We start from the raw sequence: 13,552 nt of genomic DNA on the forward strand, positions 1-13,552 counted from the left end.
GCGATGTCCGTTCTGTGGATTACCACGCATTTCACGCACGTCCTGGTCGGCGGGGAGCACGGAGGCCCGGGGCGGGCTCAGCGCCGGCCGTCGTTGCCGTACCAGCCCTGCTGACCCCCGGATTCCCCTTGTCCTTGCTGGTCAGAGCCGTATGCATCGGAGTTCCCGTACGCACCTCCGTAACCCGCGCCACCTTGCGAGGACGCATCAGTACCAGCGTTCTCACCGGAGTTAAAGAATGGGTCAACTCCGGGGGTGGACGGTGTGTCCTGGCCCTGCTGGTACTGCTGATCGGCGCCCTGGTACCAGCCGTACTGGATGGCGTCCAGGGCCGCCTGCTCTCCGGAGGAGGCCTGCTGGGGCTGGTCGGCCCCGGGCTGCGGTGCGTACTGGGAGGGGTCGTAACCCTGCCCGTAGGCCTGCTGCTGGCCGTAGGCGGAGGGGTCGTAGGCCTGCTGCGCGCCACTGCCGTAGATCTGCTGACCGTAGGCGTCCTGCCCGTAGGCCTGCTGGGCACCGGTCCCGTAGGCCTGCTGCTGGCCGTAGGCGGAGGGGTCGTAGGCCTGCTGAGCACCGGTCCCGTAGGCCGCCGGCTGACCGTAGGCGTCCTGCCCGTACGCGGAAGGATCGTAGGCCTGCTGCTGACCGTAGGCGTCCTGCCCGTAGGCCTGCTGGCCGCCCGTGCCGTAGGCCTGCCCGTAGGCGGAGGGGTCGTAGGCCTGCTGCGCACCGGTCCCGTAGGCCCCCGGCTGGCCGTAGGCGTCCTGCCCGTAGACCTGCTGACCGTACGCGGACGGATCGTAGGCCTGCTGGCCGCCCGTGCCGTAGGCCTGCCCGTAGGCGGAGGGGTCGTAGGCCTGCTGCGCACCACTGCCGTGGACCTGCTGACCGTACACGTCCTGACCGTAGGCCTGCTGCGCACCGGTCCCGTAGGCCGCCGGCTGGCCGTAGGCGTCCTGCCCGTAGACCTGCTGACCGTACGCGGAAGGATCGTAGGACTGCTGCTGGCCGTAGGCGTCCTGACCGTAGCTGGCGAAGGGCTGCTGGGCACCGGTCGCGGGCGGGAAGCCCTGCGGGTTGTACTGGCCGACCTGGGGCACGGGCCGCGGCACCAGGTTCGGGTCGTTGAAGGCCTTCAGGAGGAAGAAGCCGAACAAGGCCAGCGGGGCCCCGGTCGCCAGCACGCCGATGAACACGGCGAAGCCCTCCCCCATGTTCTCCGAGTACTGCATGAACACGGTGATGAGGTTGACCAGCGCGAACAACAGCCCCACACCGGTCATGACCATGGCGGTCACGACGACCGGGAGCGCGCGCGGCTTGGTGCCCTCACTGGTCAGGACCAGCGCGACGGCCGCCGCGAGGAGAGCCAGGACGGTGAACCCGAACGGGAATTCCATACCGGTAGGGCCGCCCAGGCCGGACGTACCACCGCTCGTGCGCGCGATCAGACTGATCAGGCCCGACAGCATCGAGGCGCCGACCGCACCGATCAGGACCCACGCCGCGGGAAGGCGCAAGCGTTCCAGAGTTTCGTTGTTCAAGAGAGGTTCCCCTCTTCCGCTTCATCGCCGTCGCGTCGGTCGAAGCTTGGCATATCGTCGGACTGTCGGGTGAATCGGCCGGGTCCAGACAGAGATGGGGACAGCCGGACACTCCGGGCCGTGAAATGGGATGGCGGTCTGCGTACCGGGGTTCGCGAACCCCCGATCTCGGTACGGTCACGCGCCGCTCGGGTCGCACCGCGGGGCAGAGGACCCATACGTGTCTCCAGACTGCCAGACTTGGACGCATGCGGATAGTCGTACCGGCCGGCGGTATCGGCGGCGCCCGCTTCCTCCGCGGCCTCAAGGCCGCTCTCGGGACGGACGCGCCGACCTCCGAAGAGCAGACCACAGACCCTTCCATCACCGTCATCGGGAACACCGGCGACGACATCACACTGTTCGGGCTCCGGATCTGTCCGGATCTGGACACCGTGATGTACACCCTGGGCGGCGGCATCGACGACGACCGGGGCTGGGGAAGGAAGGACGAGTCCTTCACAGTCAAGGAAGAGCTCGCCGCCTATGGGATGAAACCCACATGGTTCGGCCTCGGTGACCGTGACACCGCCACGCACATCGTACGCGCGCAGATGATCGCTGCCGGATTCCCTCTCTCCGCGGTGACCGAGGCCCTGTGCGACCGCTGGCAGCCGGGGGTGCGGCTGCTGCCGATGACCGACGACCAGGTGGAAACACACGTGGTGGTGGAGGAGGAGGGCCGCACACGCGCGATCCACTTCCAGGAATGGTGGATCCGGTACCGTGCCGCCCTCCCGGCCCGCCAGTTCGTGGCCATGGGCGCCGAGTCGGCCAAACCGGCCCCCGGGGTGCTGGAGGCCGTCGCCCAGGCGGACGCGGTGATCCTGCCGCCGTCCAACCCGGTAGTGAGTGTGGGCTCGGTCTTCCAGGTGCCCGGGATCCGTGAGGCCATGCTCGACAAGACCGTCGTCGGGGTCTCACCCATCATCGGGGGCGCGCCCGTGCGCGGCATGGCCGACGCCTGCCTGTCCGCCATCGGGGTGGCCACCGACGCGGGCGCGGTCGCCGAGCACCTGGGCTCCGATCTGCTCGACGGGTGGCTGGTCGACGAGGCCGACGCCGGAACCGAGGTCGAGGGGATCGATGTACGGTCCCGTCCCCTGTACATGAGCGACCCGGAGTCCACCGAGGCCCTCGCCCGCGCGGCGGTGGACCTGGCGACCGAGCTCTCGGAGGCGCGCGCGTGATCAGCGAACTGCGGGTCCGCGGTCTGGCCGGCGTTCCGGAGGTGCGGGAGGGCGACGACCTGGCACACCTGATCGCCGATGCCGTCCGCTCTTCGGACACGGCCCTGGCCGACGGGGACGTGCTCGTCGTGACGTCCAAGATTGTGAGCAAGGCCGAGGGGCGTTCGCGCCGGACGGGACGCGAGGAGGCCATCACGGCCGAGACCGAACGGGTGGTGGCCCGGGCCGGGCAGACCCGTATCGTGCAGACCCGCCAGGGTCTGGTCATGGCGGCCGCGGGGGTGGACGCCTCCAACGTCGAGCCGGGCACGGTACTGCTGCTGCCCGAGGACTCCGACGCTTCGGCCCGTGCGTTGCGGGCTGGGCTGCGCGAGCGCCTCGGGGTGAACGTAGCGGTCGTGGTCTCCGACACCTTCGGCCGCCCCTGGCGTATCGGCCAGACCGACGTGGCCATCGGCACGGCCGGGATACCGCCCCTGGAGGACCTGCGCGGAACCCCCGACAGCAGCGGGCAGGTCATGGAGGCCACGGTCAACGCGGTCGCCGACGAGATCGCCGGCGCCGGTGAGCTGGTCAAGGGCAAGACCTCCGGTGTACCCGTAGCAGTGGTCAGCGGCCTGGCCGGAATGGTCACCGAGGAGGACGGTCCCGGCGCGGCCTCGTTGGTGCGGCCGGCCGATGCGGACCTGTTCCGGTTCGGTTCACGCGACGTGGTGCCGGCCCGGCGCACGGTGCGCTCCTTCGCCGACACCCCGGTGGACCCGGCACTGGTCCGACGGGCCGTGGCCTCAGCGGTGACCGCGCCCGCGCCGCACCACACGACACCGTGGCGGTTCGTGCTGGTGGAGTCGCCGAAGGTGCGCGAGCGCCTGTTGGACGCGATGCTCGAGGCGTGGATCGCCGATCTGCGCGGCGACGGTTTCACCGAGGAGCGGATCGCTCGGCGTACCCGGCGCGGTAACGTGCTGCGCCACGCCCCGTCCCTGGTCGTCCCGTTCCTGGTGGCGGACGGCGCCCACCCCTATCCCGACGACCGACGCGCGGACGCGGAGCGCACGATGTTCCACGTCGCGATGGGCGCGGGGGTGCAGAACCTGCTCGTGGGCCTGGCGATGGAGGGCCTGGGCTCGGCGTGGATCTCCTCGACGATGTTCTGCCCCGATGTGGTCCGGGAGGTGCTGGACCTGCCGGCCGACTGGCAGCCGATGGGGTCGGTGGCCGTGGGTCACCCGGCCGAGCCGCCGGGCGACCGTCCGCCGCGCGATCCGGACGGCTTCGTCGTCGTGCGGTGAGACCGCGGGGCCGGGTGTGCGTGTCCAGGAGCATGCGGGCACCGCGGCCCCGCCGGGACGGGACCGCGTCCCCAAGAAAACCAAAAACTATGTTTCCAATTTCCGTTGACGGTGCGGCGGCGCAACTCTAAGGTTTCTTAACAATTCCGGGCTCCCAGGAGTCCGCCTTCGTCCCCCGTCCGACGGAAGGAACCCCCTTGAGCACCCACCGTCACAGGAGAAGGACCGGGCCCCTCACCGGGCTCGTCCTGACCACCGCCCTCGCGCTCGGCACCGCAGGTGTGGCCGGCGCCGCACAGACGCCCGGGACGGCCGGGGCCGAGACCGCCGCCGACACCGCGCCCCAGCAGGGGGGCCAGTGGCTCACCGGATACTGGCACAACTTCGACAACGGCTCCACGGTCATGCCGCTCGGCGACGTCCCCGAGGAGTACAACCTCGTGGCCGTGGCCTTCGCCGAGAACCACCCCGAACGCGACGGCGGCATCACCTTCGAGCTCGCCGGTGACGAGCTCGGCGGTTACACCGACCAGGAGTTCCGCGACGACATCGCCGCCCTCCGGGCCGACGGGACCAGCGTCGTCATCTCGGTCGGCGGCGAGCTCGGGCACGTGGACGTCACCAACCCCGCCCAGGCCGAGAACTTCGCCGAGACCACCCACGAACTCATGGAGGACTACGGCTTCGACGGCGTCGACATCGACCTGGAGCACGGCATCGACGCCGAGCACATGACCGACGCCCTGCGGCAGCTCGACGACCTGTCCGGAACCGACCCGGTCATCACGATGGCGCCGCAGACCATCGACTTCCAGAGTCCGGACCGGGACTACTACCAGCTCGCGGAGAACATCTCCGACATCCTCACCATCGTGAACATGCAGTACTACAACTCCGGGTCGATGCTGGGATGCGACGGCTCGGTGTACGAACAGGGCACCTCGGACTTCGTGGCCGCGCTCGCCTGCATCCAGCTCGAGATGGGGCTGGACCCGAGCCAGGTCGGCCTCGGCCTGCCCGCCGCCCCCGAGGCCGCCGGCGGCGGGTACATGCGGCCCCAGGGAGTCGTCGACGCCCTCGACTGCCTCGAGGAAGGCCGGTCCTGCGGCTCCTTCGCCCCCGAGTCGCCCTACGGGCCCATCGGCGGCGTGATGACCTGGTCGATCAACTGGGACGCCGCGAACGGTTACGAGTTCGCCGACACCGTCTCGCCGCAGCTGGACTGACCCACCGCCCGACCCGCTGCAACGAGGGGCGGGGCACCGCCCCCGGTGCCCCGCCCCTCGTTCCTGTGCTCGTCGGCTCAGACCAGCGGCAGGTTCGGACGCAGGATGCTGGGAGCGACCCCGTCACTCTCCTCGGCCACCCGGAGCCGCTCCTGCGGTACCGGACCGTACAGCGTCGTGCGCTGGCGCAGCGGGCGTCCCGTGGGCTCCACCAGCGCCCGGATGTCGCTGATGGTCTTGTACGAACCCTCGTCGGAGCCCGCCATCCGGCTGATCGTCTCCTCCATGAGGGTCCCGCCCACGTCGTTGACCCCGCCTGCCAGCAACTGCCGGCAGGTGTCCTCGGCGAGCTTGACCCACGAGCACTGGATGTTGTCGATCGTGCCGTGCAACAACAGCCGTGCCAACGCGTGCACCGCCCGGTTCTCCCGCACGGTCGGGCCGGTACGCGCCAGCCCGGCCAGGTAGATGGGGGCGCTGGTGTGCACGAACGGCAACGGCACGAACTCGGTGAAGCCGGGACGGCCGTTGCGCTCCAGCGACCGCTCCTGCAGCGACCGGAGCAGCTTGATGTGCGCCACCCAGTGGTGGGGCGAGTCCACGTGCCCGTACATCATCGTGGACGTGGTCGGCATCCCCAGGTCGTGGGCGGTGGTGACCACGTCGATCCACTCCTGGGCGGGGAGCTTGCCCTTGGTGAGGATCCACCGCACCTCGTCGTCGAGGATCTCCGCGGCCGTGCCGGGAAGAGACCCCAGACCGGCGTCGCGGGCCCGGGTCAGCCACTCGCGCACCGGCAGGTCGGTGCGTGCGGCTCCGTTGACGACCTCCATCGGGCTGAAGGCGTGCACGTGCATGTCCGGAACGCGCTCACGCACGGCCGAGGCGATGTCGAAGTAGGCCGTGCCCGGCAGGTCGGGATGGATACCGCCCTGCATGCACACCTCGGTCGCACCCGCCTTCCACGCCTCCTCCGCGCGGTCGGCGACCTGGTCCAGGGAGAGTGTGTAGGCGTCGGCATCGGTACGGCGCTGGGCGAAGGCGCAGAAACGGCAACCCGTGTAGCAGACGTTGGTGAAGTTGATGTTCCTGGTGACGATGTAGGTGACGTCGTCGCCGACCGTGTCGTGCCGCACCCGGTCCGCCAGCCCGGCGAGAGCCTCCAGTTCCGGACCGTCGGCGTGCAGCAGCGCGAGCGCCTGTTCGTCGCCGAGCCCGGCCGGATCGTCCTCGGCGGCCCGCAGCGCAGCAGCGATCTCCGGGTCGAACCGCCGGGGCTCCGCACCCCGGCGGTCCACGCTCCCGCGGAGTTCCTCCCAGTCGCCGTAGACCGCGTCGAAGTCACCGCGCCGGTCCCCGGTACGGCCCTCGGTGTCGATACCGGTGTGCAGGTCAGTGCGCCCGGACGGCACCAGAGCGGCCTCGGGCTCCTGCCACGGGCGGCCGCGCACGGGGGCGTTCTCGGCGGCCAGACCGGTCCCCGGTTCGGCGAGGGCGGCCACGTGGCCGGAGACCCGCGGGTCCAGCCAGGGCTCGCCCGCACGTACGTACTCGGGATAGACGGTGAGGCGCTCGCGCAGGGTGAAACCGTGTTCGGCACAGCGGGCGGCCAGGTCGTCGATCTGCGGCCAGGGGCGTTCGGGGTTGACGTGGTCGGGGGTCAACGGCGAGACCCCGCCCCAGTCGTCGATCCCCGCGCGGAGCATGAGGGCGTACTCGTCGCGACCGCCGTGTTCCCCGCCGATGAGGTTGGGCGGGGCCTGGATGTGCGCCTTGGGGCCCATGACCAGACGTGTCACCGCGATGGTGGCGGCCATCTCCTCGATCTCGGCGTCGGGCCGGTGCATCATCGCGGTGGCGGGTTTGGCCCGGAAGTTCTGCACGATGACTTCCTGGATCCCGCCGTAGCGTCGGGCGGCCCCGCGCATCGCGAAGATGGACTCGGCGCGCTCGGTGTGGTTCTCGCCGATACCGAGGAGGACCCCGGTGGTGAAGGGGACGCTGGAGCGGCCGGCGTCCTCCAGCACCCGCAGGCGCACGGCCGGGTCCTTGTCCGGGCTGCCGTAGTGGGCCTGGCCCTTCTCGGTGAACAGCCGCTCGGAGGTGGTCTCCAGCATCATCCCCATGGACGGGGCGACCGGTTTGAGACGCTGCAGGTCGGACCAGGACATGACCCCGGGGTTGAGGTGCGGGAGCATCCCGGTCTCCTCCAGCACCATGATCGCCATGGCCCTGACGTAGGAAAGGGTGTCGTCGTAACCGTGGGCGCTCAGCCACTCGGCCGCCTGGGTCCAGCGGTCCTCGGGCCGGTCCCCGAGGGTGAACAGGGCCTCCTTGCACCCCTGGGCCGCGCCTTTCCTGGCGATGTCGAGGACCTCGTCCGGGGACAGGAAGGGGGCTTCGAGTTTGCCGGGCACGGTCGCGAACGTGCAGTAGTGGCAGCGGTCGCGGCACAGACGGGTCAGGGGGACGAAGACTTTGCGGCTGTAGGTGACCACACCGGGGCGTCCATGGGCTTCCAGGCCCGCGTCGCGTACGCGGCCGGCGTGGTCGAGCAGGCTCTGCAGCTCCTCGCCTCGCGCGTGCAGGAGTACCTCGGCCTCGGTCGTGTCGAGGGTCTTGCCGTCCCGTGCGCGGGCCAGGGCCCTGCGCATCGCCGACGGGGTCGGGGGTGTGACGGAGTCCAGGTCGTTCGCACCACTCATACGGGCACCTTACGCTCCGGCTCTTGCGGGCCCATCGCCGCACCGCCGCTGGGAAGTATCCGGCCGGGGCCGCTCCCGGACAGGCCTCGTGGCCTCTCCACCAGGCAACCGGCGCACACTCCCCACCCGTCACCGCCGCCCTCGGAGCACACCCGGCGGCGCCGCACCTGTTGGCGCGGGAAGGCATACTCCACCGGAACAGGACCTAAGGTCGAGGCGTGGAACGCACCGTGAACGCCCCCGGGGCCCTCGGCCTCCTCTCCCGCCTGCGCCGCAGCCGCGCGGTGCGGTCGGTGCTGCTGGTACTCGTCTGCGCGGCTGCCGGTTGGGCCCTGCACTCCCACTGGGCCCAGGCCCGCGATGCCCTCCTCGACCTGCCGCCGTGGGCACCGCCGGCCGCGGTCCTGGCCGGGGCTGCCGGCCTCGCCGCGCAGATGATGGCGTGGCGGGCGCTGCTTGCCGGGCTGGGGTCCCCTCTGCCCCGCCGAGTGGCGGCCCGGGTGATGTTCGTCGGCCAGCTCGGCAAGTACCTGCCCGGTTCGGTATGGGCGTTCGTCGCCCAGATGGAGCTGGCCCGCGACCACGCCGTGCCCCGCAGCCGGGGTGCGGCCGCCACCCTGCTGGCCGTGGCCGTGACCGTCGCGACCGGGGCGGCCGTGGCGGCCGTGGCTCTGCCGTTGTCCTCGGCCGAGGCGGCCCGCCACTGGTGGTGGGTGCTGGCGCCGGCGCCTCTGTTCCTGCTCGCCCTGCACCCGCGGGTGATCGCGTGGGGCACCGGGCTGATCGCGCGTGCCTTCTCCCGGTTCCGCTCGGTCACCGGGGCCGGGCCCTTGGACGTGGACGGACGTGCGGTCACAGCGGCCGTCTCATGGACCCTGCTCGCATGGGTGCCCCTGGGGCTGCACCTGTGGATCCTCACCTGGGCGGTCGGCGGGGACCCGCTCTCCTCCCTCGGCCCGGCGGTGGGCGCCTACGCGCTCGCCTGGACGCTCGGGCTGCTCGTGGTGTTCGCACCAGCGGGACTGGGCGTGCGCGAGGCGGTACTGGTGGTGGCGCTGGCCCCGGTGGTGGAGGCCGGTGCGGCGCTCGTACTGGCAGTGCTCTCCCGGCTGGTGATGACCGTGGCCGACCTCGCCTGGGCCGGGGTGGGCCTCCTGGCCTCCCGTGGCCGCCGGGAGGGGACCGCCGCGTCGGCCCCCGGGCCGGGGGCCGGTCAGGCGGAGGAGAGCAACCGGCGCACGTAGGCCTCCCAGTACGGAGCAGGGTCGACGGGACGCACACCGGAACGCAGTTTCTCGGGCGTCCCGGGGGTGTAGAACGTCCTCAGGGTTCGTGCCAGGTCCTCGGCGTCGCCGGGGCCGCACAGCAGCCCGTCCACACCTTCGCGCACGTGGTCGGGCAGGGTCCCGGCCCGGGTGGCGATCACCGGGACACCGTGCTGGTGGGCCAACCACACGTTCTGCGTCGCGGACGCCGAACGGTACGGGAGCACGGCAGCGTCGGCGCCGGCGAAGAGTCCGGGCAGTTCCTCGACCGGCACGTATCCCTCGCGGAGCCGGACACGGTCGCTCACCCCGAGTTCGGCGGCGAGCTCGGAGAGCTCCTCGGTACCGCCCCAGAACTCCCCGGCGACGGTGAGGGTGACGTCCTCGGGCGCCCCTTCGGCCAGGGCCCGCAACAGCAGGTCGACCCCCTTGTAGGGGCGCACGAGCCCGAGGAAGAGCAGGTGCCGGCGTTCCCCGGACGGCTGCTCCTGGGCCCCGCCGGTCTCGGGCAGGTGCGGGGGCATCGTGGCCGCGACCGGGTCGGGATGGTCGCCGCGCAGCAGGCCCCGGGCGAGGTTGGCCTGCTCGGGGCTGTGGGTGAGGATCCCGTCGACGCGGCGCAGCATGGCCCGGGTGAGGGTGACGTCCAGGGACCGGCGCTCGTGCGGCAGCACGTTGTGGCACAGGGCCACCACCCGGGCGCGTTCGCTCCGGGAGCACAGCCCGGCGAGGATCCCCAGGTAGGAGGGGATCTGCGCCGGGGAGAAGAGGGTGAGCACGACCAGGTCGGACTCGCGGGCCAGCCGCCGTCCGGTACGCCACCACCCGTCCGGCCGGTACCAGGCCAGTCGGCGGCGGGTCCCCGTGAAGGTCTCGGCCTCGGGGTCGGCGATGGTCTGCTGCCCCGGATAGAGCAGGGACGGGTACTGGGCGTGCCAGGACTCGATCGCGGTGTTGTGCCCGCGCGCGGAGAGCCGGTGCGCGAGTTCGGTCGTGTGGCGAGCGCCTCCGCCCTTGTAGGGGTGGGCGGGGCCGACGAGGGTGATCCTCACGAGTGCTCCCTGGAGCGCACGATCAGGTCGGCCAGGAGCGCCATCGCCGCGATGATCAGCCCGGTCATGAGGATCATGACGGTGTTGTTGGGCATGTAGAGCGGGTTGCGCACCTGGTCGAAGACGAACTTGCCGATGCCGATGCCGAGGAGAGTCAGGGCGGGCGGCATCAGGACCTTGAGCGGATGGAAGTACATGACCATCCGCAGTACCTGGAGGATGTAGCGGTAAGCATCGCTGACGAAGTGGAACTTGGAGAGCCCCGCCCTCTTCGCGTAGTCGATGGGCACGTACCGCACCGGGTGCTGGTTGGACAGGAAAGCCAGCGTAATGGTGGTGACACAGGAGAACCCCGGAGGCAGGAGCCGCAGGTAGGGGCGGGCGATGTCGCTGCGGAAGACACGCAGCCCGGAGTTCAGGTCGGGGATACGGGTGCGGGTCAGGCCCTCGGCGATCTTGCGGATCATCCACTTGGCCGGGACCCGCAGTGCCTTGTGTGTACCCGTCTCCGTGGTGCGGGCTCCCACGATCTGGTCGGTCTCGAGGTCGGCGTCGAGCATGTTCACGAGCTCCGGGATGCGCTCGTTGGGATAACTCATGTCGGCGTCGGTCCACACCACGTATTCTCCGCGGGCCCTCCGGCTGCCGATGCGACGCACCGTCCCGGCACCGCCGTTGTGGCCGAACGCGATGACACGCATGCGCGGGTAGAGGTTCTGCACGTCGCGCAGGCGTTCGAGAGTGCCGTCGGTGGAGGCGTCGTCCACGGCCAGGAGCTCATAGGTCCACCCGGACTGGTCCATGGCCGCGCAGATGCGTTTGACCTCGTCGACGACGTGGTTCTCCTCGTTGTAGCAAGGCAGAACGATCGTCACCCGGGGTCGTTCCTCCGGTCTCTCCGGTCCCCGCTCACCGGGGTCGTGTGTGTGGCTCATGCCTCTTCTCAGCGGGGTAGGTCAGCGGGTGTTTTCCTCGGGCGGCACGACGGAGACCCAGACGCTCCCGTCGAAGGTCCAACTGCCTGTCGGCGGTTCCATGAGGGTGCTCGGGTCCATGTCGGCGACCACCCGGAACGGGCGTTCGGGTTCGACACCGGTGAGTTCCTCGAGGGGGCGCCAGTCGGGCCCGGCCAGGACCGCGGTGCGATCGCGGTCGTGGACGGCGCCGACGACGCGGTCCACGACCTCCGGGGTGGGCTGGTTCATCGCGGCTGTGGGCAGGCCGCACACGTTCCGGAACAACGGCATGTACTTGCTCGCCGTCCCGGAGTCGACCACGATCACCGACCCGTCCTCGGGCAGTGACTCGCAGAGGTTCTCGGTGGCATCGACGGTTCCCACGTCCTGTCTGTACCCCATGATCCCCTGCGCAGAAGTGATGAGGGTGGGGCCGATCATGGCCACCGACGCGCCGGCGGCGACCACGACGGGCAGGGAGCGTGTCACCGCCGACTGCCCCGCCCAGGAGGCCCGGGCACAGTACCGGGTCAGCCAGGCCGTGAACCACACGGCGAAGAGGACGAAGGCCGGTATGACCAGGACGATCAGGCGTCGGCTGGCCCAGGGGTGGTCGGGCGTGATGGCGGGTCGCAGCAGGGTGGTGACCACGGTCCAGCTCAGGAGCATGGTGGGCAGCAGCCATTGGGCGAGACGGCCCTGGGCGAGTCTGCGCAGTACCAGGGCCACACCGAACGTCCCGAACAGGACGGATCCCAGGCCGACGTACCAGCCCACCCAGTAGAGGCTGTAGTCGTAGTAGGTACGGCTGCCCTCGATGGGCCTGATGCCCTCCATCTCCTGCACGGCCGCCACCCACTGGTCGGTGAAGTCGCTGCCGTGTCCGTAGTCGGGCCAGAAGAGAGGACGCAGGGCCAGGCCGACCATGACGGCCACGGCGGCGATCGCCACGGCGTTGGGCAACCAGCGCACCCGCCACACCTGGGGCAGGCCCGCCCTCCAGAGGGCGACGGTGGCGGCCACGGTGACGGCGAGGACGACCGCGGAGATGATCAGGAGCGGGACCAGGGAGTCCGACAGGTACTCCAGGTAAGGGTAGGAGAGCCCGTACCCGGCGTAGAGGCCCATCAACACACCGGTCACGAGCCCGCCCAGCATCGGGACGGCCTGCCCGCGCCGGGCGAGCAGCAGCAGTCCCAGGAACCCTACGAGGGGCAACAGGTCCCGGAGGACGTCGATACGGGTGACCAGGGCGAGCCCGAACACCAGTCCGGAGGCGGCGGCGAGGGCGTGGGTCCTTCCCCAGCGTTCCCCCGGCCCGCTGTACCTTGCCAGGGCGTCGAAAGCCAGGGCCAGGCCGCCCAGGAGCAGGATCTGGGTGACGGGCTCGCTGTAGGTGAACCGGCTGACCCACTGCTGGGGCAGGCACACCGCGAGGACGAGGGCGGCGAGCGGGGCCCAGCGCACCCCGACCAGGCGGGCGGTCAGCCCGGCGAAGACCAGCACCCCGAGCGCGCCGAGCACGGGTGTGGTCACGAGCATCCCGGTGAGGCCGCCCATCCAGTAACCGATACTGGTGACCAAGGGGGCCCCGGCCATGAACTGGGGCCAGATCACGCCATCGCGCTCGTAGTGGGCCAGGCTCTGGTAGCTCAGGGCCGGGTCGTCGCCGGCGATGAGCTCGTGCATGCGCGGGATCGGCAGGGCCCCGTTCTCGGCGATCCACACCGTGTACATGGCGTAGGAGGCCGGGTCCCGGCGAATGACCAGGGCTTCCGCGTGGTAGGCGACCTGCACGGCCGCGAACGCCACCACGATCAGCAGGACGAGCACGACCGGCCACCAGGGAGCGCGGTCCTCCTCCGGTTCGGGGATCAGCCGGGGCACGACGGCGCAGGCGGCCACGACGGCGGGGATCCCGAAGATCGCCGACAGCAACGGGGTGAAGGCGCCCAGTGCGAGCAGGGGGAAGGTCACCAAGAGCCATGCGGAGACAATGATCGCGGGGAGCGCGGTGACACGGGCGAGGAATCGTCCGGGAGACAAGCGCATGGGTTCACTCTGGCAGTTCCTGCCTCCGGGTGCACGCCGAGGCCTCTTCGGGAGGGAAGCCACGGTACGGGCGTCTTCCCCCACCCGTACCCCGGTGAGGCGTTCCGGAAGGGCGGTGGAGGTCCCTGGCCCCTCCACGGGCCCGGCCCGCCTCCCGGGCGCCGCCAACGCATCTAGATGAGTAATTCCAAGGGGTGCCGGAGCCAGACATGAGACGAGGGAGTTCAATGC

General features: G+C 70.7%; 9 protein-coding genes. 4 read left to right on the plus strand and 5 right to left on the minus strand.

Annotated features, from left to right (window positions below; genetic code table 11):
* Window positions 1-77 precede the first annotated feature (77 nt).
* Window positions 78-1,544, minus strand: a complete 1,467-nt coding sequence (locus D456_RS0105945) for a hypothetical protein (RefSeq protein ID WP_017575245.1) — start codon at window positions 1,542-1,544, stop codon at window positions 78-80.
* Between the two features lie 248 nt (window positions 1,545-1,792).
* Here D456_RS0105945 and cofD point away from each other — a divergent pair, with 248 nt between their 5' ends.
* From cofD to D456_RS0105960, 3 genes are all read left to right on the plus strand, one after another.
* On the plus strand, window positions 1,793-2,773 hold the full coding sequence (cofD, locus tag D456_RS0105950; RefSeq protein WP_017575246.1) for a 2-phospho-L-lactate transferase: 981 nt from the start codon (window positions 1,793-1,795) through the stop codon (window positions 2,771-2,773).
* Window positions 2,770-4,065 (plus strand): coenzyme F420-0:L-glutamate ligase, encoded by a 1,296-nt coding sequence (locus D456_RS0105955; protein ID WP_017575247.1) that lies wholly within the window; start codon window positions 2,770-2,772, stop codon window positions 4,063-4,065. The genes cofD and D456_RS0105955 overlap by 4 nt, the downstream gene beginning before the upstream one ends.
* Window positions 4,066-4,262: 197 nt before the next feature.
* Window positions 4,263-5,291, plus strand: a complete 1,029-nt coding sequence (locus tag D456_RS0105960; RefSeq protein WP_017575248.1) for a chitinase — start codon at window positions 4,263-4,265, stop codon at window positions 5,289-5,291.
* Between the two features lie 77 nt (window positions 5,292-5,368).
* On the opposite strand, the gene D456_RS0105965 is transcribed toward D456_RS0105960, so the two are convergent.
* A complete protein-coding gene (locus tag D456_RS0105965; protein ID WP_017575249.1) occupies window positions 5,369-7,996 on the minus strand; it encodes a bifunctional FO biosynthesis protein CofGH in 2,628 nt (875 codons plus the stop codon).
* Window positions 7,997-8,214: 218 nt separating this feature from the next.
* Here D456_RS0105965 and D456_RS0105970 point away from each other — a divergent pair, with 218 nt between their 5' ends.
* Window positions 8,215-9,240: a lysylphosphatidylglycerol synthase domain-containing protein gene (locus D456_RS0105970; RefSeq protein WP_017575250.1), complete on the plus strand. Its 1,026-nt coding sequence runs from the start codon at window positions 8,215-8,217 to the stop codon at window positions 9,238-9,240.
* On the opposite strand, the gene D456_RS0105975 is transcribed toward D456_RS0105970, so the two are convergent.
* The 3 genes from D456_RS0105975 to D456_RS0105985 are packed head-to-tail and all read right to left on the minus strand — an operon-like array spanning window position 9,210 to window position 13,321.
* Window positions 9,210-10,313: a glycosyltransferase family 4 protein gene (locus tag D456_RS0105975; protein ID WP_017575251.1), complete on the minus strand. Its 1,104-nt coding sequence runs from the start codon at window positions 10,311-10,313 to the stop codon at window positions 9,210-9,212. The genes D456_RS0105970 and D456_RS0105975 overlap by 31 nt on opposite strands.
* On the minus strand, window positions 10,310-11,248 hold the full coding sequence (locus D456_RS0105980) for a glycosyltransferase family 2 protein (RefSeq protein ID WP_017575252.1): 939 nt from the start codon (window positions 11,246-11,248) through the stop codon (window positions 10,310-10,312). Before D456_RS0105980 ends, D456_RS0105975 begins: the two co-directional genes overlap by 4 nt.
* Window positions 11,249-11,269: 21 nt before the next feature.
* Entirely contained in the window at window positions 11,270-13,321 is a 2,052-nt protein-coding gene (locus tag D456_RS0105985; RefSeq protein ID WP_017575253.1) for a hypothetical protein, read from the minus strand.
* Between the last annotated feature and the right edge of the window lie 231 nt (window positions 13,322-13,552).

The sequence above is a fragment of the Nocardiopsis kunsanensis DSM 44524 genome, assembly GCF_000340965.1.
GTDB lineage: Bacteria > Actinomycetota > Actinomycetes > Streptosporangiales > Streptosporangiaceae > Nocardiopsis > Nocardiopsis kunsanensis.

Bases quoted from the DNA above. Each gene is read 5' to 3' on its own strand.
- D456_RS0105980 (WP_017575252.1), bottom strand. From the start codon at position 11,248: ATGAGCCACACACACGACCCCGGTGAGCGGGGACCGGAGAGACCGGAG.
- cofD (WP_017575246.1), top strand. From the start codon at position 1,793: ATGCGGATAGTCGTACCGGCCGGCGGTATCGGCGGCGCCCGCTTCCTC.
- D456_RS0105965 (WP_017575249.1), bottom strand. From the start codon at position 7,996: ATGAGTGGTGCGAACGACCTGGACTCCGTCACACCCCCGACCCCGTCG.
- D456_RS0105985 (WP_017575253.1), bottom strand. From the start codon at position 13,321: ATGCGCTTGTCTCCCGGACGATTCCTCGCCCGTGTCACCGCGCTCCCC.